At 47.4% G+C, this 23,832-nt stretch carries 18 protein-coding genes; 10 read left to right on the forward strand and 8 right to left on the reverse strand.

The features are described 5' to 3' along the window. Window positions 1-11: 11 nt before the first annotated feature. Window positions 12-833 (reverse strand): sugar-phosphatase, encoded by an 822-nt coding sequence (yidA, locus tag R4537_RS11465; RefSeq protein ID WP_071179557.1) that lies wholly within the window; start codon window positions 831-833, stop codon window positions 12-14. A 233-nt stretch (window positions 834-1,066) separates the two neighbouring features. On the opposite strand from yidA, the gene queE reads away from it, so the two are divergent. Next, window positions 1,067-1,735: a 7-carboxy-7-deazaguanine synthase QueE gene (queE, locus tag R4537_RS11470; RefSeq protein ID WP_316245989.1), complete on the forward strand. Its 669-nt coding sequence runs from the start codon at window positions 1,067-1,069 to the stop codon at window positions 1,733-1,735. 12 nt (window positions 1,736-1,747) lie between these two features. Beyond that, complete coding sequence (queC, locus tag R4537_RS11475; RefSeq protein WP_000710448.1) at window positions 1,748-2,443, forward strand: 7-cyano-7-deazaguanine synthase QueC; 696 nt, start codon at window positions 1,748-1,750, stop codon at window positions 2,441-2,443. Here the strand turns inward: queC and R4537_RS11480 are convergent. After that, window positions 2,415-4,361 (reverse strand): tetratricopeptide repeat-containing diguanylate cyclase, encoded by a 1,947-nt coding sequence (locus R4537_RS11480; protein ID WP_071179560.1) that lies wholly within the window; start codon window positions 4,359-4,361, stop codon window positions 2,415-2,417. The genes queC and R4537_RS11480 overlap by 29 nt on opposite strands. A 251-nt stretch (window positions 4,362-4,612) precedes the next feature. On the opposite strand from R4537_RS11480, the gene R4537_RS11485 reads away from it, so the two are divergent. From R4537_RS11485 to R4537_RS11495, 3 genes are all read left to right on the forward strand, one after another. Further along, on the forward strand, window positions 4,613-4,837 hold the full coding sequence (locus R4537_RS11485; RefSeq protein ID WP_071179561.1) for a hypothetical protein: 225 nt from the start codon (window positions 4,613-4,615) through the stop codon (window positions 4,835-4,837). Window positions 4,838-4,994: 157 nt separating this feature from the next. After that, complete coding sequence (locus tag R4537_RS11490; protein ID WP_071179562.1) at window positions 4,995-6,011, forward strand: ABC transporter substrate-binding protein; 1,017 nt, start codon at window positions 4,995-4,997, stop codon at window positions 6,009-6,011. Next, the gene (locus R4537_RS11495) at window positions 6,008-7,339 is read left to right on the forward strand and encodes a GGDEF domain-containing protein (RefSeq protein WP_071179563.1); all 1,332 of its coding nucleotides are present in this window, start codon (window positions 6,008-6,010) and stop codon (window positions 7,337-7,339) included. Before R4537_RS11490 ends, R4537_RS11495 begins: the two co-directional genes overlap by 4 nt. A 50-nt stretch (window positions 7,340-7,389) precedes the next feature. Here the strand turns inward: R4537_RS11495 and R4537_RS11500 are convergent, their stop codons facing one another. After that, a complete protein-coding gene (locus R4537_RS11500) occupies window positions 7,390-8,070 on the reverse strand; it encodes an MSHA operon transcriptional regulator (RefSeq protein ID WP_000434275.1) in 681 nt (226 codons plus the stop codon). Between the two features lie 600 nt (window positions 8,071-8,670). Here R4537_RS11500 and R4537_RS11505 point away from each other — a divergent pair. Then, window positions 8,671-9,747 (forward strand): GGDEF domain-containing protein, encoded by a 1,077-nt coding sequence (locus R4537_RS11505; RefSeq protein WP_071179585.1) that lies wholly within the window; start codon window positions 8,671-8,673, stop codon window positions 9,745-9,747. Window positions 9,748-9,892: 145 nt separating this feature from the next. Here R4537_RS11505 and R4537_RS11510 read toward each other — a convergent pair whose 3' ends face one another. From R4537_RS11510 to R4537_RS11520, 3 genes are read right to left on the reverse strand one after another with little or no spacing between them, the layout of a single operon-like run. Then, on the reverse strand, window positions 9,893-12,721 hold the full coding sequence (locus R4537_RS11510; protein ID WP_071179564.1) for an Hsp70 family protein: 2,829 nt from the start codon (window positions 12,719-12,721) through the stop codon (window positions 9,893-9,895). 59 nt (window positions 12,722-12,780) lie between these two features. After that, entirely contained in the window at window positions 12,781-14,676 is a 1,896-nt protein-coding gene (locus tag R4537_RS11515; RefSeq protein ID WP_071179565.1) for an Hsp70 family protein, read from the reverse strand. Further along, window positions 14,676-15,308: a DUF2760 domain-containing protein gene (locus R4537_RS11520; RefSeq protein WP_071179566.1), complete on the reverse strand. Its 633-nt coding sequence runs from the start codon at window positions 15,306-15,308 to the stop codon at window positions 14,676-14,678. Before R4537_RS11520 ends, R4537_RS11515 begins: the two co-directional genes overlap by 1 nt. Window positions 15,309-15,729: 421 nt before the next feature. On the opposite strand from R4537_RS11520, the gene R4537_RS11525 reads away from it, so the two are divergent. Next, complete coding sequence (locus R4537_RS11525; RefSeq protein WP_071179567.1) at window positions 15,730-17,313, forward strand: sensor domain-containing diguanylate cyclase; 1,584 nt, start codon at window positions 15,730-15,732, stop codon at window positions 17,311-17,313. Window positions 17,314-17,330: 17 nt separating this feature from the next. Continuing rightward, on the forward strand, window positions 17,331-17,861 hold the full coding sequence (locus R4537_RS11530; RefSeq protein WP_001108807.1) for a 3'-5' exonuclease: 531 nt from the start codon (window positions 17,331-17,333) through the stop codon (window positions 17,859-17,861). Window positions 17,862-18,146: 285 nt separating this feature from the next. Here the strand turns inward: R4537_RS11530 and R4537_RS11535 are convergent, their stop codons facing one another. Further along, the gene (locus tag R4537_RS11535; protein WP_071179568.1) at window positions 18,147-18,605 is read right to left on the reverse strand and encodes a tellurite resistance TerB family protein; all 459 of its coding nucleotides are present in this window, start codon (window positions 18,603-18,605) and stop codon (window positions 18,147-18,149) included. 52 nt (window positions 18,606-18,657) lie between these two features. Then, window positions 18,658-19,008: a VC1380 family protein gene (locus R4537_RS11540; protein ID WP_000647619.1), complete on the reverse strand. Its 351-nt coding sequence runs from the start codon at window positions 19,006-19,008 to the stop codon at window positions 18,658-18,660. Window positions 19,009-19,209: 201 nt separating this feature from the next. Between R4537_RS11540 and hrpA the strand changes: the two genes are divergently transcribed. Continuing rightward, a complete protein-coding gene (gene hrpA / locus R4537_RS11545) occupies window positions 19,210-23,139 on the forward strand; it encodes an ATP-dependent RNA helicase HrpA (protein ID WP_071179570.1) in 3,930 nt (1,309 codons plus the stop codon). Between the two features lie 101 nt (window positions 23,140-23,240). After that, window positions 23,241-23,723: an outer membrane beta-barrel protein gene (locus R4537_RS11550; protein WP_071179571.1), complete on the forward strand. Its 483-nt coding sequence runs from the start codon at window positions 23,241-23,243 to the stop codon at window positions 23,721-23,723. The last annotated feature ends 109 nt before the right edge of the window (window positions 23,724-23,832 follow it).

Genomic DNA, 23,832 nt, shown 5'->3' on the forward strand with positions numbered 1-23,832 from the left:
CCCATCAAAACTTAAGCTTCGCTGAAACAGCCTAGCGCAAAGCGTTCTATCGCCACGGCCACGCCATCGTGATCGTTGCTTAGTGTAATGTGATCCGCAATGTGTTTGGTCTCTTCCATGGCATTCGCCATCGCGATACCGAGGCCTGCGTATTGCAGCATGTGGTGATCGTTTTCCGCATCTCCCATACACATCACTTCACTGGCTTGAATGCCTAAATGCTCTGCAATCGCTTGTACGCCGATGCCTTTATTACTCCCCGTGTTAAGAAATTCTAAAAAGAAAGGTGCACTTTGTACCACAGTAAATTCTTCACGCCATTGCGCTGGTAATTGAGCAATGGCTTGAGTGAGTTTTTCTGGCTCTCCGACGATCATCGCCTTAATGATCGGGTGGTCATCTGCCAATTGTGCAAAATCCATTTCGGTAATATTGAGGCCATTTATGCTGGCTTCCACTTCGGTATATTGGCTGGTTTTAGGAGTGATCAAACCGTGAATTTGGCTAAAGGCATGGGTATTGAGCCCAAACTCTTGCGCGAGTGTTGCCACACGCTTAGCCGCTTTGCCATCAATGATTTGCTGATGAATAATCTCCCCAGTACCGACATTCGCGACCATAGAGCCGTTGTAATAGAGTACATAGTCATTTTCCGTGGTCAGATGTAACTCTTCCAATTTACTGCGCATGCCATCAAGAGGGCGGCCAGAAGCCAAAACCACTTGAATGCCTTGCTGACGAGCTTGAGCAATAGCCTGCTTGGTGCGAGGAGAGATCTGTTTTTGGCTATTGAGCAGTGTGCCATCCATATCGAGCGCAATCAGTTTGTACATCGGGTACCTACATAAAGTGGAAAAAGAGGAGGAGCTCGATTATATACAGATCGCGCTTAAACTGTGAGCCACAGTAATAAAAAATGAAAACTAGAGTTATCCCCATCCTAATTGAAGCTGCAGCGGTGTTGGCGTTGCAGGTAGGTGACATAGATGCATTTAATTTGACCTCGATCGCTATCTCCATTATGGTCTGCCACCTGCAACTGTTTATCCATGTTAGGTCGTTCATCTTGTACCGAATTAATGAAATGTTTGAGACTATCCAAGGCGAAGGCGTGTTTACTGGGGTGCCTGCAGTCTTTGTGCGTTTGCAAGGCTGCCCAGTCGGTTGTGCTTGGTGTGATACTAAGCAGACTTGGGAAACATTAGACTCAGACCAAACCTCATTCTCACAAATTTTGCTGAAAACCAGTGACGCGCCAACTTGGTGTCAGGCCACTGCGCAAGAGTTGGTTCAACGCTATCAAGCTCAAGGTTATCAGGCAAAACATATCGTCATTACGGGCGGTGAGCCCTGCATTTACGATTTGACTGAGTTAACTCAAGCGTTTGAGGCAATGGGTTGCCGATGTCAAATTGAAACCAGTGGTACTTACGAAGTCTATGCGACCGAGAACACCTGGGTGACAGTGTCACCCAAAGTCGCGATGAAAGGGAAGTTACCGATTCTGGATTCAGCCTTGCAACGTGCCAACGAAATTAAACATCCCGTGGCGACTGAGAAAGATATCGACAATCTTGATGAGTTGCTTGCGCGAGCTCAGGTCAGTGCTCAAACCGCGATCGCTTTGCAGCCGATTAGCCAAAAGCCGCGTGCGACAGAGTTGTGCATTCGCACCTGTATTGCTCGCAATTGGCGTTTATCTATCCAAACCCATAAATATCTCAACATTGCTTAAAGGGAGCGCATCATGAAAAAAGCCGTCGTCGTGTTCAGTGGTGGGCAAGACTCAACCACCTGTTTAGTTCAGGCGTTAAAAGAGTTTGATGAAGTGCATGCGATCACCTTTGATTATGGCCAGCGCCATAAATTAGAGATAGAAGTGGCCCAACAACTGGCGAAGCAGCTTGGTGTGACTGCGCATAAAGTCATGGACGTGAGTTTACTGAATGAGCTTGCCATCAGCTCGCTGACGCGTGATGACATTCCGGTTTCTCATGAGCTACAAGCCAATGGACTGCCGAATTCTTTTGTTCCGGGACGCAATATTCTGTTTTTAACTTTGGCGGGTATCTATGCTTACCAAATCGGCGCGACCACGGTCATTACTGGGGTTTGTGAGACGGATTTTTCCGGTTATCCCGATTGCCGTGATGAATTCGTACAAGCGATGAACCAAGCACTCGCGAAAGGCATGGATCTGCCTTTAATGATACGCACTCCATTGATGTGGTTGAATAAAGCAGAGACGTGGGCATTGGCCGATCAACTGGGAGCATTGGATCTGGTTCGTCACCAAACGCTCACCTGTTATAACGGGTTGATAGGTGATGGCTGTGGAGAATGCCCAGCCTGTGGTTTGCGTCAGGCTGGGCTTAAAGCGTATCTCGATAATCGCGATGTGATAATGAGTGCGCTTAAGAGCAAGCAGTCAGCAGCGCATTAGTGGGATCGGCGGCATCGATTAAGCCGCCATTGCCGCTCTGTTTGGCGATGCTTAGAGCGCTATCCAGCTTGGGATAAAAGTGCGTAAAACTCGCCAAACCACTCTCTACCATTAAATAGCTGAGGGTAACGCTCAAGCCAACTGTTGATTTAGCATCGGTTGGTGTTTTGCCATTTAACGCATGATGAAGCGCAAACAGCCGCGTTTCCGAAAGAGTTCGTCTGCAGTTTGGCATAACCATCAAGAATTCATCATCCCCTAAGCGACACACAAACTCCTTGGCACGCAACTGGTGCAGCAAAGTATTGATTGTATTTTGTAACGCAATATCGCCCCGTTCATAGCCGTAACGTTCATTGAACTGCCTCAGTTGGTCAATATCCAATAAAGCCAGCAAATGGACATGCTCAGTTTGCTGGCAGGCTTCAATATGAGTTAATCGCTCTAATCCACTGGTACGGCTCAACACCCCATGCAAGCTATCTTGTCGATTCTGATCGCACTCTTTTCTGCGACGATAATGGGCAATGGGCAGAATCAGTGCAAACACAATCACTAATAGTGAAAGTGAAACACGTTGCCACTTCAACATTTCATATTTTTCGGCCAACGCTTGGTAATTTTCTCGCCAAAAATTGACGCCGCGTTTTTGTTCTAATTCCGCTTTCGCCAGATCGAGCGCTTCAAAAGCTTTACGCTGCTCTGTGTTGCGCAGCAACAGCTCACTCTCAGCATATTGGCGATACCAGCTTAATGCCTCTTGGTATTGCTGCTCAGCCTCCGCAATTTTGGCTAACTGTAAATAAGCTTGCGCTTTAATGCGTGGCAGAGAAGCGCTCTCGCTAATCGCGACAGCTTGATTGGCATAGTCAATCGCTTGCGCGTATTTCTGCTCTTTGAAATGGGCTTGCGCAAGTGATAAGTAAATCAGTCCCTGCAAATGTTGGTCTTTATGTTGATTGACATACTCGAGAGCCTGAAAGAGATGTTGGTCGCCTTCAACGAAATTATTGAGTTCAATGTACGCTTTGCCTAAACCTAGGTGCACGTAAGCCAGCCCAAACAGATAATTAGCGGGAGTAAGATGGGCTTTCGCCTGTTCAAAATAGAGGATGCTTTCTTCATATCGACCTTGCCTGAAGTAAGTATCACCCAAACTGTGTTCTACTTGCGCGATGAGTAGTGGGTTGCCTTGTTCGAGTCGATACTCCAATGCTTTATTGAGGTAGTCCAAGGCCGATTCATACTGGCCTAATGTCCCCATCAGAAGCCCGACATCGTTGTAAATACCGGATGGGTCGACATAATCAGGTAGCAGACTGAGTAGCAGATCGTAAGTTTGCAGCGCCTCTTCATATTCCCCTAAGAACTCCAAATTATTGGCGACGAGGTGTAGGCCGCGATAGCGAGGAAATAGGGGATCTTCAGCATTAAGAAGGCGCTGATCCATCTGTGAGCAATAGAAACGAGCTTGGTACGGGCGGCCATGCCGCTGGAAAAGACGACAAAGATGGTATTCAAATAGCACCATGCCATCTTGGTCGTTTTTTTGTTTCATCTCGGCGTAGAAGGTTAAGTAGGTTTCTTCTGCAGAGTGGTAATCGAGACTTTCTTCATGATTCAACGCGTCTAGGAAGCGTTGTTCTGTCAGCGCGTAAGTATCATGGGAATTGACCAATTCACCATAATAGGGCTGCCCTTTGAGCACGAAATAGCCGTGTAATTTAGAGGTTAAATAGAGCTTTTCAGCCCCTTCAGGAAGGGAATGGTAGCGATCCTGTAATAGTTTTAGGGCCGTCTCTGTTTGCTTGTGTTGAGATTTGGCGTAAACCTCTTCCCATGCAGATCGTTCAGAGGCGGCGCAGAATGAGGATACTAGGCTAAGAACAACTAATGAGAGTTTAAAATTGAGTTTCATGCTTTGAATATGTGATGTTAGTTCGAAAAATATATTACTTACTAGCTTGATAAACAATAAGTTATTCTGATCGAAATCTCATTTTGTGATAGTTGCAGCATGCTGATGCAGTAAACGTGTGATTGAACTATACCTCATTTCCTTATTTATCATTTGATACCCGATTGGACTGTATGAAAAAACAGTGTTCTGATTGACAAGAGTACAAAGTTGGCTATGCTGTAATTATGTACAGTGAAGGAGGGCATAATATGTTTTGGGATACATTCGAACGTGTTAACCGTCTGCGTCAGCAAGCGATGAATAACCCTGAATTTCTTCAATCTGCCAAACAGCATGAGGAAACTTTACAGCACGTAGAACAATACTTTGAACCAAAGAAATATCGTAAAAGTAACCAAAAGCGCCAAAAAACCTTGGCCGATATCTATGATCAAGCCGCTTTTGGTGAACGTACTGATGATGTTACTCATTAGTTAAACCTGTAAACGACCGACAAATCATCTCGGTAGACACACATTCCTTTCTCAATTCAAACGCTGAGTGTTGTCCATGTGTGGCAACACTCGCGAATCACCGATTAACAACTACACTAAACCTTAGAACAATATTCATACAGATTCAGAGGTTGGCATGTTCTTGGCTCAGCAATCCCGAAGATGGATAGTTTACCTATCGATCCTCGTCATCGCTTTTGTGGCGTGGCGATGGCTGACTCCTTTGGCAACCGCCATTAGCGTAAACTCCAATGCTGTTCCAATTAAAATAGCGGTATCACAAACCCCTCTTTCTTCCCCTTTTTATCTTGCTGATCAACTGGGCTTTTTTAAGCAGCAGGGGATTGATGTTGAGCTCGTGGCATGCAGTGGTGGAGTGCAATGCAGCCAAGCCTTGTTTCAAGGGGAAGTGAGTTATGCGACGGCGTCAGAATCCGTGGCAATGTTTAGTAGTTTCGAGCGTCAGGATTTTCTTATTCTTACTAGCTTTGTGAAATCGGATAACGATTTGAAGCTCCTTGCGTTAGAACGTGAGACGATTCGCTCGGTTGCGGATTTACACAACAAACGTGTTGGTATGATCAGAGCGAGTGCCAGTGAGTTTTATTTTGATTCATTACTTTTGGCCAATAACCTGAAAGGTATTCCAATCGATAAAGTGTATGGCACCGCTGATGAGCTTTATCAGCAGTTATTTGATAAAGAGTTGGATGCCATTTCGATTTGGGAGCCCTGGGGATACAAAATTGAGGTTGCTGCAGAATCGAAAGTGACCAACCTGAGTTTGCCGGGCATTTACACCTTATCGTTCAATTTATTAGCCATGAAACCGACGACGGAAGAAGAAAAGCAACGCAGTCTTGCGATTTTAAAAGCCCTGAAACAAGCGATCGATTGGATCCATAAGAACCCAGAACGCGCGCGATATCGAGTGGCTGGTGTGCTGAATATTGACGAGAAACAGCTAAGATGGTCATGGCAAGATTATTCGTTTCGTCTTTCACTCGGTAATACCTTATTAACGAACTTACAACTTCAAGGGCGTTGGGCATTAGAAAACAAGTTAGTACATGGTCAATTACCCGATTATCGGCAACTAATGGCTGACGAGATGTTGAGTGAAGCCGTGAAAATCGATGGAGGCCGGCGTTGATCAACTCGTTAAATCGTAAAATGACGTTACTGTTTATTGCATCGTTGTTGTTAGTGGGATTGATTGCCTTCTCACTACTAAACTTAGATCAACGGCAACAGCAAACCAATGCTGAGTTGGATACGATTTTGGAAATCCAAAACAGTATTGCCATGTTACGTAGCCAGCTCTGGGTCTTTTTGCAATACAATGATTATCATAGCTTGGAGCAGGTTTATCGTGCGCAGCAGGTTTTGGCTGGGCAGCTCGAGATGGAAACGGTCTTTGGCCAACACTTAGCCGGCATCCAAAGAATGAATAACAGTTTGGCCGGTCTATTAGAACAAGAGCGCTACACGGCCGAAGAATCGGGCATTACTAAGTTAGTCGATGGCATCGGAACTTATGAGCTACTTCACTCTCGATACAATATTTTGGTGCAAAACATGAATGAGGAGCTGGCTTATTTTCAGCGTCAAGTCATGGAAGAGAGCATTAACAATCAACGCTATTTATTGTTAACCACCATGGCGCACTTACTGCTCTTCTCTTCGGTCGTCTGTGGTATCGCGCTGGTGGTGTTACGCCGTTTCCGACATGGTTGTAAAACTCTCCAAGAAGGGATTGAACAAATGGCGAAAGGGGATCTCGCCAGCCGAATTTCCACTCAAAATAATGAACAAGAGTTTGTTCAATTAACTCAGTTTTTCAATCAAATGAAGGCTTCGCTGCAATGCACTACAGTGACCAAAGACGAGTTACAAGCCGAAGTGGCGAGAAAAACCGCGAAATTAGAGCGTCAAAAAGCGGAATTACGCTTCTTATCAGAAAGAGATTCATTGACTGGCATTTTGAACCGCCGTGCCTTTAAACAGCAGCTTAGTCAAGCGTTAATTAAAGCGAAGCGCTCCAATATGAAATTGGCGTTACTGTTTTTTGACTTAGATAAATTTAAAGAAATCAATGACACCAAAGGGCACGAAGTGGGAGATCATGTCTTGCAAGAAATCGCTCAACGGCTCAAAGGGTCGATACGAGAATCCGATTTTTGTGGGCGCTTAGGCGGCGATGAATTTGTGGTGTGCCTGGATCTTCTTCAGGATCACAGTGGTGTTATTAATAAGGCTTATCAGATGTTGGAGAAGCTACAAAAACCTCTCCAACTTAACCAAGAGAGCTTAGAGATTGGTGTGAGTATTGGTGTCGCCTTATACCCAGAGCAAGCGATTCAAGTACCTGAATTATTGCGTATTGCTGACGAAGCGATGTACACCGCAAAACATCAATCCGGCAATACGGTGTATTGCGCCCATCAAGATAAGCACGATCACACCAGTTTAGTGAGCTGATGCATAATGACTGCAGCAACGGAATAAGAGCTCGGTTACTGCAGTTTTTGTTATGACGATGAGTAGCGCGCGTTTTTGGATGCTGCGGGTCTCGCGTGAAAAGGCTTCGTTGGATTCGGTTTACGTCGAGCGGCAAATTTTGTGGGTTTATGCTGTGATTTTCTCTGCTCGGCGGCTTTCTTTGCCGCCACATTTTCGACGACAAAATAGGGGTCTTCGTAGTGTTCCGCTGGTCCAAATTCTTGTTTGACCAAGCGATTCCACAATCCTCGGTCAAAGCCTTGTTCAGGAATGGCAGGGTAGAGTGTCTCAATTTCTTCTTGAGCATAATTCAAGAATGCGGCTTTTTGGGTTTGATTAAAGCGCTGCGCAACCGTGTTATGTTTTTTGATCCACACTATTTTAAATTGACGCAATTCTGCTTCTGCTTGCTCCAAGGGTAAACGAGACAGGTAAATGCGCTTATAAGACACTTTTCTATCGATCATAGTGCGCATTGCGGTTTGAATATAATCACCATGATGAGTAATCGAAATGTCGTCCGGATCAAACAGATTGACGCACCAACCCTTAGGCAGAAATTCGTCTTGTTGATATTGATGATTACGTGCGACCAGTGCTTGATGGAGCACTAAATCAGACTTACCTCGAAAAGTTTGCTGCCATTTGGCAATGCGCACTTGGATTGACCCTGGCAAACGAAAAATATGTGTAAATTTATCTTGTTCCATTGGCTTATTTGCAACCTGAGCTTGTATACCCAGCCTATATGATTGCGAAAGAGTGGGAGATCGAAGGATATCCGCTTTCCGCAACGTTAGGTTATCTGGGCATATACCCTTCCTACTTGAAGCTGCAGCGGTGTTGGCTACGTTCGTTCACCCCAATCACATAGTTTATCTATGCTCATGGGGATGAACTCACTTGCCGCCTACCTGCAACTCCAAGTAGTTTGGGTATAGAATCTATGTTTTATTGATACCTCGATTTCCTGCATAGGGGAGGCTATTCACGAAAATCGAAATTAAGCAAAAGAGCAAACTGTCACAGCAGTTACTAACCAACGACGCGAGTCTACTTGTCTTTAATAAGACTATAGTTTTGTTTGGGAGGAGAATTCTACACCCGTTCAGGTCGTTAATGCGAGCTTAAGTTGTTAGATAATTTATATTTTAGTAGTTATTTGGGGAGAAGAGCGCCAAAATGTTGTTTAAGTTGATTTTATTTTTGTGCATTCAGGACGACCAAGCATGATGGATCTTTCTTTTTTAGAAATTGCCACAGTGATAAATAACATCGCATGCAGTGCAATAGCCGCGCTCTTTCTCTATATGCTAAGAAGCAAGCTGATTGAACATAAATTGGATACGGCCACTTGGTTTGTGCTGCTCTTTTTAGCTTACGGCTTGGCTTATACCACCTCTTCGCTGCGTTTTATTTTACCGATGGGATTTGCCATCTTTGTTAATAACTTGCTCTATCAACTGGGCGGTTATTGCATGCTATTTGCCGTATTGCGCTGGTATCAAAAGCCGATCAAAAGTGGCTTATACCTACTGATGATGGCGCACTCCCTGTTGTTTGCTTTGTTGTTATATCTTTTGTTTCGCTTGAATCCCGAAGATATAGGACTGCGTATCTTGATTGCTTCGCTGAGCTTGTCTTCGGTGTATCTGATTTCTGCAATCGTTGCGGCAAAAAATGGTCAGCGTGGGCGGACAGAACAAACCCTGTTCGCTGTTGTATTGGCGGTAATGATGGTTATGCTCTATGTTCCTTTAGTTGCTTATCAAACCTTACCTTTGTTGGCGGTATTTCGCGCCTCGACCATAGTGGTGCAGAACCTGTTCTTTTTTATCATTCTTGGCACCATGCTAATGCTGTTTTTGTTCGAGGAAATAGAATGGCATCGCTTACGCTCTATTCAAGATGAACTGACGGGGGCGTTTAACCGTCGTCATTTTAAAGAGCAAGTACAGCAAAAATTGAAGCAGTCTAAGCAGAAATCTATGGTAGCTTTAGTCGATATTGACCATTTCAAACAGATCAATGATTCCTATGGACACGATATTGGTGATTCCGTGATCACCTATGTGGTTCGCCATTTAGAGTCGCTGGCATTAACGGAATGCTTGGTCGCTCGATATGGCGGTGAAGAGTTCGCAATCTTTGCCCGTGAAAATGATTTTGAGCGAGTATCGCAAGCCCTTGATTCGGTACGTGATGCGATTTCGGAAGGTTTTCATGTTGAACAGCAGCCACTTAAGGTATCGGTCAGTATCGGCGCGGTGATTTTCGAAAGTTCACATGAATATGGCGAAGTATTACGCCAAGCGGATAAGGCGTTATACCAAGCGAAGCAACAAGGACGAAACCGAATCATGCTGCAAGAGGTAAGCGCGAGTTAACTCAGATTGTTTGTAGGATGGGAGCCGATGACTATTGAGATTAACAGCTCCTATATCTCAATACCTTCTTGCTTGAAGTTGCAGCGGCGCTGGATGCTATCTGCAACTTCAAGTTGTTTGGGCCTAGGTTTTTTGTTTCTCTGGCTCAGTGAGCCAGCAAAATCAACCCGCTGGGTAAGCTTTCTCCAAACGCACGTTGAGTTTCCGCTTCATCCAGTTCGACTACTTCACTAACCAGATTAATCCATGAATCGGCCACGCGGCTCTGCTTGAGCTTATCCAACACTTGTGTGCGCCATTGTTCCGATATATCACGAGTGCGATCCCCTGTTTTGCGACACATCATCACAGTGGCAAAAGCGCACATCGGCTCTTGTTGCCAGTCTTGCTCTAAGAGCTTAGGGAGCCACTGCTGGATCTGCTCTTTGGGCAGACAGGTATGCAGGCTGCCGTAAAAAGGTGTGCGATTGGCCAATCGTCCTAATGCCCACCAATGCGCTTGTTGATATTGAGTGTGGTTGAGCGCTTTATTTAAAAACCAAGTGGCGAGTAGTGTTTTGTCTTCCACCTGTAAATGCTCTAAAGAGGCGGCGAGACGCACCATGGCTTCATAGCCTGTCTCTTGGGCTTCTTTGCTTGAAGCAGGAGTACGCATTGCTCCGGGATGGAGATACTTGGCGATATCTGCCAACAAGGTTTCTTGCTGTTCTTGATTCAAACCACCCGCAACACGACGCCAGAATACCCACCAATCTGTCCAACCTTGCGTATTGGTAAACTGAATACCTTGTTGGTACAGCGCCCAAATTTGTTCAATCCGCCAACCATCGGTGGCATCACCAAAACCGGGACGTAAGCAGAAGCCCGCCAGACGTAGCCAGTTTTTTTCATGGGGCTCTGAGCGGCGCCGGCGCTTGCGGCCAAGGGCAAGCGTGTCAAACAGGCTGCGTAAGGTAGAAAAATCCCACGTTTCCCGTTTACCTAAGCGTTTTTCTAGCTCTTTGGTCAGCGTTTTGATCGCTTGTTGGTCGGCACTAGTTTTATTGGCGCTGTAGATTTTGCTGATGAGCTCTTTTGCCTCTTGTAACTTAGGAGAAGTAGCGATGCTGTCCTCCAGTTCTCCGGCTTGGGTTACGCTGTGACGAATATCAAATTCGACCTGCCAGCGCTGCTTTTCATCATTGGGATTGACACACACGATTTGCAGCGTGCCCACCTCGGTTAATTGGCAGGCCAATTGCACTTCTACGCGCTGCTTTTGGTTGGCGGCAAGCTCGGTGGGATCGAGTGCGGGTAACGTAACAATATAAGGCGGCAAGGGCTGAAACTTATCGGTATCAATGGTAAACAGAGCGCCATTTTGTACCCGTTGCTCTTGTGTGATGTGCTCGTGCGTCGAGGTTAACAAATTAAAGCGCACAGGTTCGCCGACCGTGAGGGCAAAGCGGCGGCTGGTTAAACGAATTTCTTGTCCTTCTTCACTGCCTTTGGCGAGCAGACATAAGGCTTTGCCGAGTTTATTTTTTTCTTGTAGATGAAGGAAATAAGAGCGCGCTGCGCCACCACCAATTTTGAGCTGCGCACCGCGTCTTGCTTTAGCATAAGCCACTGCGCCTAATGCGACAGACCAGTCTGGGTGCGGGTTATCAAGTAGGGTGATTGGTCGGCCTAACCAGTCACTCAGTAACGCGATGAGTCTTTGCGTGATGAGCGAACTATTAAAGACGCCACCGTTGAGTAATAACGCGGTCGGCAACAGGTCGGTGGACACTGTATTGGGCTCTGTATTGGGATCGGAGGGCACCACGACTTGATGATGGCTCAAAAACTCAGCGATATGTTTACTGACCGCAGGGTCAGACGCATAAGGCAAGCCAAACTCCACAACCGCACTGCGGCGTTTCTCTGGTCGTACGTCACGCTGGGTCAGTGGAAAAAATCCATCAAGCGCAATTTGGTGTACTTCGTCACGGTGTAGGGCGACACTTTGAGTGCCGCCGAGTAATTTTGAGCCGCTGCCGAGCAGGGTGATTTTCATCTGCTCTGGTGCATCTGCAGAGAGCAGGCTCTCTTTCGCTTGGCGGGTTTGCTGGATAAGCTTGGATAAACCTGCCGCGCTGAGTTTTTTGTTTTGGTTAAAGCGACGTTCCGCCACATGCGCTAAAGCCAGATCAATGTTGTCACCGCCAAGCATCAAATGATCGCCGACGCCAATTCGATTGAGTTGTAAGGCGGCCTGCGCATCAAATTGTGCCGCAATCAGGCTTAAATCCGTGGTACCCCCACCGACATCACACACCAGAATCAGCGGGGACGCATGCAAGATCTCGTTGGCTTGGGTTTGATGGCGATGATGCCAGTCATAACACACCGCTTGTGGCTCTTCGAGCAGCATGATGTTGGATAACCCAGCCAGTCGAGCGGCTTCGAGCGTTAATTTGCGCGCCGTTTCGTCAAACGAGGCTGGGACGGTGATCACCACCTCTTGCTGTTCAAGCGGGTTCAACGGATGGCGATGATTCCACGCTTGGCGAATATGGTTGAGGTAGCTGGCGCTAGCGACAATCGGCGATACTTTTTCAACATCGTTTGCACCTGCCCAAGGCAAAATCGGCTGAGTACGATCGACATTAGGGTGTGACAGCCAGCTTTTGGCACTGGAGACTTGCCGGCCTTCGACTTTCGCGCCTAAATCGCGTGCCCACTCGCCAATAATCACTTGGGGCAGATCGCCCTCGACCAATTCGGATGACCATGGCAGGGTCAAATCAGAATCACTGAATTGTCCCTCTGCGGGGTGATAACGAAAGGAGGGCAGCAGGGGACGACGCACCACTTCTCCCGGGCCAATTAACTGATCGATCGGGAAAATACTCACTGGAGCTTGTTCAAGAGCATCGCTCAATTCACAAAAGGCGACCACAGTATTGGTGGTGCCTAAATCAATGCCGACCAGAAAACGTGGTGATGACATGCGATACCTCGTGTTCATAAAGGTTGAGCGGCACCCCGAAGGATGCCGCTACTGTCTTGTTAATGTTGCTGTGGTGTAGGTTCGTTCTGTGGGTTATCCCGAACATCAAATTCTACATGCCATTTTTGGCCATTATCAGCCGCAATCGCTTCAAGATAGAGCGTACCGAGCTCGGTCACTCGTGATGCCAGCGTAACCGGAACCACTTCTCCTACTCGGCGACCTTCAGAAATAGGTAAGGTGATCTGAATGGTTGGCAGATCGTCGAGCTCATCATTGGCCCAATCGACAAGGTGAGTCCCCGCAACATCATCACGGCGAACAGTGGAGCCATAGAATTGGAAGTGCACAGGCTCACCAATCACTAGGCCAAACTGGCGATCCGCGACTTGCGCGCTCGAGCCTTCTTCCATACCAAATGGAGCAACGCAGAGTGCTTCCATCGGCGGTAACATGCCCGGAATGGCTGGCATCGCACTTTCAATCCCGACATAGTAAGCCGAAGCAATACCGCCACGGATGCGTACCCCTTGACCTTGGCGCACAACGCCGTAATAAGCCGCGCCACGTGCCACTGCCAGATCCAAATCCACTCCGGCTAGCAGTTTGGCAGGCGCCGCATTGGCCTGAGTTAACCAAGCATTGATGGTGTCGAGTAAACGATCGGCAAGCAGAGTTGATTTCAGCACGCCGCCGTTAAGCAAAATGGCGCTTGGCTTAATGAAATCGGCTTGTGATGCACCCATACCCGGAATGCCGGCCATCGCGAAAGGCAGGCTTTCGGTTTGACCTTGCGCGTTGGCTTGTTTACTTAAAAATGCGGCGATGTGGCGAGTAATGCCGGCATCGTGCGCGTAAGGCAAACTCATTTGAGTCAAAGCTCCGCGCATTTTTTGTTGTGGATGCTCGTTGATGGAAACCGCAGGGAAGAAACCATCGACCAGCGTTTGCTGAACTTCTTCACGTGTCAGTTCGGTTTTCAGTGTTGCGCCGAGCAGTTTAGAACCGCGGCTTGGTACCACGATTGGCACTGCGGCCAAATCTGGTTGGCTGAGTAGCGCTTCTTTCGCATCACGACAAGCGTGCGTCATGGCTTGCACTTGCCACATTTGCAGCTCTTTGCCTTCTTGTGCCAACTTCATTTTTAGACGATAGGCGAGGGCGAGATCCATGTTATCGCCACCGAGCAGAATATGTTCGCCAACGGCAATACGCTTGAGGGCAAGGTTGCCTTCTTCTTCGGTCACTTCGACCAGTGAAAGGTCAGTGGTACCGCCGCCGATATCGATCACTAACACCACATCGCCAACGCTCACTTCACTGCGCCACTGTTCGTGGCGGTTATCAATCCAGCTGTACAGCGCCGCTTGTGGTTCTTCGAGCAGAGTAAAGTGCTGCAGGCCAATATTACGTGCCGCTTCCGCGGTTAAATCACGAGCGGCAGGATCAAACGAAGCAGGAACGGTAATGGTGACATCTTGTTCAGCTAATGGGGCATCAGGATGTGCATGATCCCACGCGGCTTGTAAGTGCTCTAAATAAAGCTCAGTGGCACGCAGTGGGGAAATTTTGCTGACATCTTCAGGGCTGCCCGATGGCAAAAAGGCTTCACGACGATTAACGCCTGCATGACACAACCAAGATTTGGCGCTTGCGACTAGGCGAATCGGGGTTTTTGAGCCCAAATTGCGCGCAATTGCACCGACCAGTGCAGTTGGTTCACTGCTCCAAGGTAAACGGCGTGAAGCGGCAGCCATTTCATGTTCATGGGGTTGATAAACGAAAGAACCGAGCTGGTTGAGGTTTTCTACTGTGCCCGGCGCTGTCATTTGCGCAATCGACATAACTTCAACACGGCTCTCTTCACTCTGTACATCTTGATAAGCGAGTACGCAGTGGGTTGTACCAAGGTCAATGCCTACACTGTATTTGGCGGAATGAATTGACATCTCCATTACAGTTCTACCTCCGCAGGTGTGAGGATAGAGGTGTCGTAATTGTCAGCCAGTTTTGGCAGGGTGATGGAATCCGCGCGCCAACCTTTGTGAATCAGAGTGCCAACAAATGGCGCTTGGCCAGTCACTTGACCGGTTAGGCGAATTTCTTGCGTATTGAAGCCCGCTTCGACGCTGATGCGGCTCTCTTCTTGTTCGCTACGAATGGGCGATAGAGTGAGGTATTCGCGCAGCACTTTTTGGCCGCCGCTATGAATCACGCGAGCGGCTGCACCCACTTCTTCATCCGAAAACTGGCTCACTTCTTCTTGTAAGAAGTCAATTAGGCGCGCTTCTTTTTGCAACAGTGCGAGAAGTTGCAGTGCTGAATCGGTTGAGGCGGTCGCGAGTTTGGATTCAACTTCAACGACTCGTTCCACGACTTTTTCAACTTCGACGATCTTTTCCACTTCGATGATTTTTTCTACCGGCTTTTCAACCGTCACAATCTTTTCGACGGGTTTTTCTACGATCTTTTCTGTCACCTTGCCTTTACGAGCAATGGCAACAATCAATAGCAGTACTGACGAAGCTGCTAGCCCAGCATGGAGCATATCAAAAGTGGTTGGGATCAGGTTTAGGTCGATATTCATCGTGAATTCTCTTTTGCAGACTCTGTACTCAAGGCACAACAAGTTTTTACACCTAGCGAAAAAAAGTAAGTGACACAACGTGGTGACAGGTGACTATTGCTAGAGTAGTCAAGCTTCTTTTCGCTAAGCTGCGTTATAGACTAAGCTCAAAATAGGGGCGGATAGTACCATATTCAAGGCGAAAGGCAGCGATGAATCCCGATTTACAGGCTGGGATAAGGTTTGATTGGTGGCTTTGTGAGCAGTGAGTGTGGTCGATTTTGCACCATATACCCCTGCATTTCGTGAGTAAGCGCTCGGTTTATCAATGAGCACGCTGAAAATGACTTGAATCAAGTGTCCCAACTGAAGTAAGGATATTGATATATCACACATCTTCATCATGATTTTCATGATAGATAACATAATAAGGAAGAGGTGGATGCTCAAACGTGTGCGCATAATTGTGCCCTTGCTGGTACTGTCGTTTTCTCTGCTTCTGACCGTGTTTGTGGTTTACACCGCATATTCATTAGAACAACGCCATGATCGTACTGTGTTGGAAACACTTGCCGATAGGCAAACCATGGTATTACAACAGTTTGTCAATAGTGATATCCGTTACATTGGCTCTGCGGCTAATTTTTTTCGTTCAAGCACAACAGATGATTGGTTTCGCTTTCATACTTTTGCACAAGAGACATTAAAAGGTTCACAAAGTCTCATCGCTTTACAGTGGTTGGTGAAAGTGGAACCACCTCAAGTCGATGCTTTTATTCAGCAAATGCGTAAACGCTTCCCTGAATTTACCTTATTTACAGTGCCAGAAGCTGATCAAATAAGGTATGGATTTGGCTCAGATATAGAAGCTAAATATGTTTTATCCGATGTCTATCCGCTTAATCACTACAATCGAAAACTGTTAGGTTTTTATTCGGAACGTGAGCGTTTTAAGCGAATTTTAGCGGATATTGTCAGCAATCGTCGTCCGAACGTTTCTGATAAGCTGCGTCTTTTGCAAGATGGTATTGGTCCATCGGTACCGAAAGATGGCATGCTGGTTTTTCACCCCGTGTTTTCTGCAGAGGATGATCGCAGCTTACTTGGTGTAATGGTCGGTGTTGTCCGTTTATCAACTTATTTCGAGAAGTTGATGGAGATCAGCGTGATGGAACAAGATCTCGATATGCGCGTGATTGATACCGGATTTGATTCGGAAGACAGTCCTATTCTTTATCAAAGCCCGATGTGGCGAGCTGATGAAGGACTGAAGATAGAACGAAAATTAGTGTTACCGAATCGAGATTGGGTTCTGGATTTTCAGCTACATCAGCCAATTAATCATAGTGAAGAATGGACTTTGTTTGGTTTAGGCTTTGGCGGAATCACAATCTCATTTTTACTCGCCTACATAGTACGAATGCAGTTGGAAGAGAAACAACGACTGACGGATATGATTGAGGAACGTACCGCTGAGCTACGTTATTTGGTGGAACATGACAGTTTGACCCACATCTACAACCGCCACTTCTTTAGTCAGTATTTGTGCAAGATGTTAGATGACAAACAACCCTTTACCTTGATTTCATTTGATATCGATCGCTTTAAGCAAATCAACGACAGTTACGGGCATTTAGCGGGGGATTACACTTTAAGTCATGTGGTTGATGTGGTGAAAAAAGAGCTGGCCGAATCGGATATCTTTGCACGATTTGGCGGTGATGAATTTGCTATCTTGTCACCGATTACAGACGAGGTAGCGCTTTACTCTTATCTAGAGCGGATCCGTAAAGTGGTCGAAGCCGAACCTGTGATGCTCAATGCTGAGACACCATTAACCTTAACCATCAGTATTGGGGCGAGCATCAACTGCGAGTACAGTGAGCCGGAGATTTTACAGAGTGTTGATGATCAGCTTTATCTCAGTAAATCGAAAGGTCGAAATCGTGTATCGATTGCGCAGCAATGCAGCAAGGTGGAATCGAATTATGCCTTCAATTCAGGTAGGATGTTCGACTTTATGTAACAGAGAAAGAGCCAAGAATGAATTACAACCGTGTCGTGTGCTTCGATTTAGAAATGTGTTGTTGGAACGAAAACGGAGTGGGAACCACGGGTGAAATCATTGAAATTGGTCTAGCAGAAATCGATCTCGCGGCGGGAGAAATCGTCAAGCGCGCGCAGTACTTTGTCAAACCGGAAAAAGATGAAATCTCGCTGTTTTGCGCCGAACTTACTGGGATCACACCGCGCAAAATCGAAAAGCAGGGTCGGCCTTTAGCCGAGGTGATCCAGTCTATGGTCAAAAACTTCGGTGGTTCGAATAAAATTTACGCCTCATGGGGGCGCGATGACCTCATTTTGCTTAACGAGTGCCGAGAAAAGGGCCTTTCTGTGCCATTTCAGGAGTTTCTCAACCTTGCCACCTTGTATCGTATTCAGCATCGTTTGAAAGATAAACGCATTGGTCATCGCGCGGCTCAGGAATCGCAAGGTATTGAATGGGAAGGGCGTCAGCATTCAGGCTATGTTGATGCCTACAACTTGGCAAAGTTAGCGTTAACCATGCTGTAATGTGATGTTCAGCTAATTGTTATGCAACGTTTCAGATCTTGTTCTAGGCTTTTGTATGGTTGTCCACAAAGCCGAGTGTACCGATGGAAGATATTCTTTACGTTTGCTGGCTGGTGAATGCTCTAAGTTGTATCGCTGTGATGCTCTATTGGCGAATGACACCACCACTCTAGCGACTTTTTAGACAATAAGTCCTAGATGAAAGCCCAAGTTCAAAAGCGCGAATTTCGCGCTTTTTGTCTTTCAGACAAAGGGAGAGTGTGTCGGAGCCGATAACGCGCGGCGTTATTCTGGTGATTGATGTTTGTCTGCGGCCATCAGTTTGGCGCGAATAAACTGACTGTGATCGACATACAGCAGCTCAGCGGCCTTACGAATTACCGCATCTTCAAGCGGATCAATCGTGCCATCGGCATTTGCCACTTCCCACATCGCTTTGATCAGCTCAAATCGTTGTGTTTGGGAGAGGCTACGTAGCTGGGAAGTAAAATCGTACAGTGACGCAGATTGTTTGACTTCTTGCTCTGCGCGCATGAGTAAGTCGCTGGCTTGCTCAGCCTTACATTGGAGCAAATGCTGCAACAGTGTCAGCTTAGCTTGTTGCTCGGGCGCTGAAATTTGTTGATCTGCGCCAGCCACTTCGCTGAGCAGACAGGCGATGGCCAGCTCCGGTGTTGCAGAGTGTTGAGCTAAGTCATGGCCTTCAAGAAGCTGCTTAAACAGGGAGGTGAGTGCATTAAACATAGGCAAGCCTTAGAGATTGGGAGTCGTAGGTTAAACAATGTGGCCTTGAGCATCACTCTTCAAGCATAGCACCTAAAATTTCGATAAATTCTGAGCTAGTGCGTTCGTGGGCAAGAGTAATCAACGCCAGTAGCGCTTCGGCTTTGGTTTTGGGGCCGCTGTCCTCAGCCAAAATCGTCATGAGCTGTGAGCGGATCAATTCCATCTCATGCTCGACAAAACCTCGGCCTTCCTCTTCGCCTTCCCCTTCTTCCGGCGCATTATCAAAGGTGAGAAACAGCATGTCATCCTCAAGCTGCGCTTCAATTAAGCGCTCTGGAAGCCACACTTCCCCCATCACCACATCAGGGTCAAGGTCATCGGGGAGCTGGTTTAAAATCGTTTTCAGTTCAGAGGCTTTCACAATCGCTTCGTTTCCTTAAGGTTCTATCTTCATTTTAGCGGCCAATCGTGCCGAAAACGAAGCTTCTTTTGAGTATTAGGCTTGCATTTGCTGTTTCTATAGACAGGTAAAGGTGGCTAAAGCGTGTGATCATGGGCGTGTTGCTAAAACTCTGTGGTACAATCCGCGCAGTTTTTTGGAAAGATAACAATAGGAAATGCTTTGACTTCGTCACAGCCCACACCCGATTCGGCAGCTCAGCCCAACGCCAATAGCGCTGCCAGTTTAAAAAAGGCGCTCGGAGAGTGCCTGATCAAAGACCGTTTTCGTTTCAGTAAACGCATTGATGGTGCCAGTAAAATTAAAAATGAATCGGCACGTAACGCGGTATTTGACGAAATCGCGCTCGATATTGCGCAATCCATGATGGTGGTTGAGCAGCGTAAACAGCAGATGCCCAAAATCGAGTATCCTGCGCTGCTGCCAGTTAGCCAAAAACGCGATGATATTGCGAAGGCGATTGCTCATCATCAAGTGGTGATCGTGGCTGGTGAAACCGGTTCAGGCAAAACCACTCAGCTACCGAAAATTTGCGCAGAATTAGGCCGCGGCAAATACGGTTTGATTGGCCACACTCAGCCGCGCCGTCTTGCTGCGCGATCAGTGGCAAACCGCATTGCCGAAGAGATGGAAACCGAACTCGGCGGCTTTGTGGGCTATAAAGTGCGTTTTACCGATCAAATCTCGGATCAGACTCAAATCAAATTGATGACTGACGGTATCTTGCTGGCGGAGATCCAAAACGATCGTTTCCTCAACCAGTACGACACCATCATTATCGATGAAGCGCACGAGCGCAGTCTCAATATCGATTTTATCTTGGGCTATCTCAAGCAGCTTTTGCCGCGTCGTCCCGATCTCAAAGTCATCATCACCTCGGCGACTATCGACCCTGAGCGTTTCTCGAAGCATTTTAGCAATGCGCCAATCATTGAAGTTTCAGGCCGTACTTATCCGGTGGAAGTGCGCTATCGCCCTCTGGCGGGGGATGATGACAGCGAAAGCGATCGCGACCAACTGGAAGGCATTTTCCAAGCGGTGGATGAGCTGTGCGATGAAGGGCTGGGCGACATTCTGATCTTCATGAACGGTGAGCGCGAAATTCGTGATACCGCGGATGCACTCTCAAAGCGAAATCTGCGTGATACGGAAATTGTGCCACTGTATGCGCGTTTGTCAGCCGGTGAGCAGAACAAGATTTTCCAACCTCATGCGGGTCGTCGCATTGTGCTGGCCACCAACGTGGCGGAAACCTCGCTAACGGTTCCGGGCATCAAATACGTTATCGACCCAGGTACCGCGCGGATCAGCCGTTACAGCTACCGCACCAAAGTGCAGCGTCTGCCGATTGAGCCGATTTCCCAAGCCAGCGCTAACCAGCGTAAAGGCCGCTGTGGACGTACCGAAGAGGGGACCTGTATCCGCCTCTATTCGGAAGAGGATTTCTTGTCACGCCCTGAGTTTACCGATCCCGAGATTCTGCGCACCAACTTAGCCTCGGTTATCTTGCAGATGACGGCATTGGGGCTGGGCGATATTGAAGCCTTCCCCTTTGTGGAAGCGCCAGATAAACGCAACATTCAAGATGGTGTGCGTCTGCTCGAAGAGTTGGGGGCTATCAACGATCAAATCAAAGACCCGAAAAAACGCCTCACCGAAAGTGGTAAGCAGCTAGCGCGTTTGCCGATTGATCCACGTTTGGCACGCATGGTGCTCGAAGCGTCGAAATTAGGCTGTTTGAAAGAAGTGATGATTATTGCTTCCGCGCTGTCGATTCAAGATCCGCGTGAAAGACCGAGCGACAAGCAGCAAGCATCGGATGAGAAACATCGCCGCTTTAACCATGAAGATTCCGATTTCCTAACGTTAGTGAACTTGTGGCATTACATCGGCGAGCAGCAAAAAGCGTTGACCAGTAACCAGTTCCGCCGTCAGTGCAAGCTCGATTACCTCAACTATTTGCGCGTGCGCGAATGGCAGGATGTGTACACCCAACTGCATCAATCGGCTCGGGAAATGGGTTTTAAGCTCAATGATGAGCCGGGCAGTTACCATGCGGTGCACAGTGCGATCTTGGTCGGTTTGTTGTCGCACATCGGTATGAAAGATCAGGAGAAGAACGAGTACCACGGCGCACGTAACGCACGTTTCAACATTTTCCCTGCCTCTGGCTTATTTAAAAAGCAGCCGAAATGGGTCATGTCGGCAGAGCTGGTGGAAACCTCGAAACTGTGGGCGCGCGTGGTCGCGAAAATCGAACCGGATTGGATCGAGCCACTGGCGCAACACCTGATCAAGCGCAGTTACAGTGAACCGCATTGGTCGAAGAAAAATGCGGCAGTAATGGCGTATGAAAAAGTGATGTTGTACGGCATCCCGATTGTGCCCAAGCGCTTGGTCAACTATGGCACGATTGATCCTGTGCTCAGCCGCGAAATTTTCATTCGCAGCGCGCTGGTTGAAGGGGATTGGGAAACCAAACACGCCTTCTTCAAACAAAACCGCGCGCTGCTCGCCGAAGTGGAAGAGTTAGAACACAAATCGCGTCGCCGCGATATTCTGGTTGATGATGAAGAGCTATTTCAATTCTATGACCAACGTGTCGGCACCGAAGTGGTGTCTGGTCGCCATTTTGATGCGTGGTGGAAAACCGCAAGCCGTAAAACGCCGGATCTGCTCAGCTTTGAAAAAGAGATGCTGTTCAAAGGCGATGCCAGCCACATTACCGATCTGGATTACCCGAATTTCTGGCATCAAGGCAATCTGAAACTCAAACTCAGTTACCAGTTTGAGCCGGGCGAGAACAGTGACGGTGTGACGGTACACATTCCGCTGCCGATCTTAAACCAAGTTGAGCCACATGGCTTTGACTGGCAAATTCCCGGTTTGCGCCATGAGTTGGTGGTGAGCTTAATTAAATCGCTGCCGAAAACGCTGCGTAAAAACTTTGTGCCAGCCCCCAATTACGCTGACGCTTTTTTGGCGCGTGTAACACCGTTTGAAATGCCGCTGCTCGATGCAATGGAAAAAGAGCTGCGCCGCATGACGGGTGTGACGGTGCTGCGTGAAGATTGGAAACTCGATCAACTGCCTGCGCATTTAAAAATTACTTATCGCGCGGTGGATCACCGTAATCGCAAGCTCAATGAAAGCTGCGATCTGCATGAGCTGAAAGAGAGCTTGAAAGAGAAAGTGCAAGAGACACTTTCGCAAGTCGCCGATGATGATATTGAGCAGCGCGATCTGCATACGTGGTCGTTTGGTGAGCTACCGAAAGTGTACCAGCAAAAGCGTGGTGGCTTTGAAGTCAGAGCTTATCCGGCGTTAGTCGATAAGAAAGACAGCGTAGAAATCAAACTGTTTGAAACCGAGCAAGAGCAGCTTAGCGCGATGCGTGCCGGCCAGCGTCGTTTGATTTTGCTTAACGTCCCCTCACCAATCAAATATCTGCACGCCAATCTGCCGAACAAATCTAAACTCGGTTTGTACTTTAACCCGTATGGCAAGGTGCTGGATTTGATTGATGACTGCATTGCCTGCGGCGTTGATAAGCTGATTGAAGAGCGCGGCGGCATGGTGTGGGAGCCACAAGCATTTGAAGCGCTCAAAGAGCATGTGCGTGCTGAGCTTGGCGATACGGTAGTTGAGATTGCCAAGCAGGTAGAAACCATTTTGACCACCGCTTACAACATCAATAAGCGTTTGAAAGGTAAGGTTGATTTCACGATGGCCTTTGCGCTTTCGGATGTCAAAGCACAAATCGAAGGGCTGATTTTCAGCGGCTTTGCGACTGAGTGTGGTTGGAAACGTCTGCCGGACATTCTGCGTTACATGCGTGCGATTGAACGCCGGATGGAAAAACTGCCGATCGATCCCAACAAAGATCGTCTGCATATGCTGAAAATTGAATCGGTAGCCAACAAGTATAAAGAGCTGCTGAACAAGATCCCGAAAGGGATGGCGATTCCCGATAATGTGCGAGAAATCCGCTGGATGCTCGAAGAGTTACGCGTGAGTTATTTTGCTCAGCAATTGGGTACGCCGTATCCGGTTTCGGATAAACGAATTATTAACGCGATTGAAGCATGTTAGGTACAATTTTTGCTTAACAAGCTGAGATGACGGAATTTGCACTCAATGTGGCAACGACTGGCCGCCGTCAACGTTGCCCCACTATTTTAAGAAGGTTAATTATGAAAAAGACATTACTTGCTCTGGCATTACTGGGTGCCTCTTCAACCGCGATGGCGGATTCACTGTTTTATGGTGGTGCGTCAGTAGGTCAGTCGGATTACGAAGGCAAGAAGAGCACATCTTATTCGGTGCATGCAGGTACAGGTATTCTGCCATTCATTGGTTTAGAAGCAGGGTATGTGAATCATGGTGATTTTGACCTTGGCGCAAACAGAGAGCTTTCAGCGACTTCACTTTACTTTGCGGTGAAACCAAGTATAGATTTTGGCCCTCTGCACGTTTACGCCAAAGGCGGCCTGCACTCATGGGATAAAGACATCAACGGTGGCAAAATCGATGATGGCATCGACGTGATGTATGGCATCGGTGCTGAATACTTCATCATGGGTCCATTCTCGGTAGGCGCAAGCTACATGAACTACACCATGGATAGTACGGACGCAAGCACGTTGACTTTCAACGCGACTTTCCACTTCTTGTAAGCCTTATTGCTCTAAAGAACATAAAAAGCCAGCCGATGTTCAGCTGGCTTTTTTATTGCGCATCATATGAAAAACACTCAAGGATGCGATGATCGTTAGGGCTGTGTTT

Origin of the sequence: Vibrio paracholerae (assembly GCF_037672085.1) — a bacterium.
Taxonomy (GTDB): domain Bacteria; phylum Pseudomonadota; class Gammaproteobacteria; order Enterobacterales; family Vibrionaceae; genus Vibrio; species Vibrio cholerae.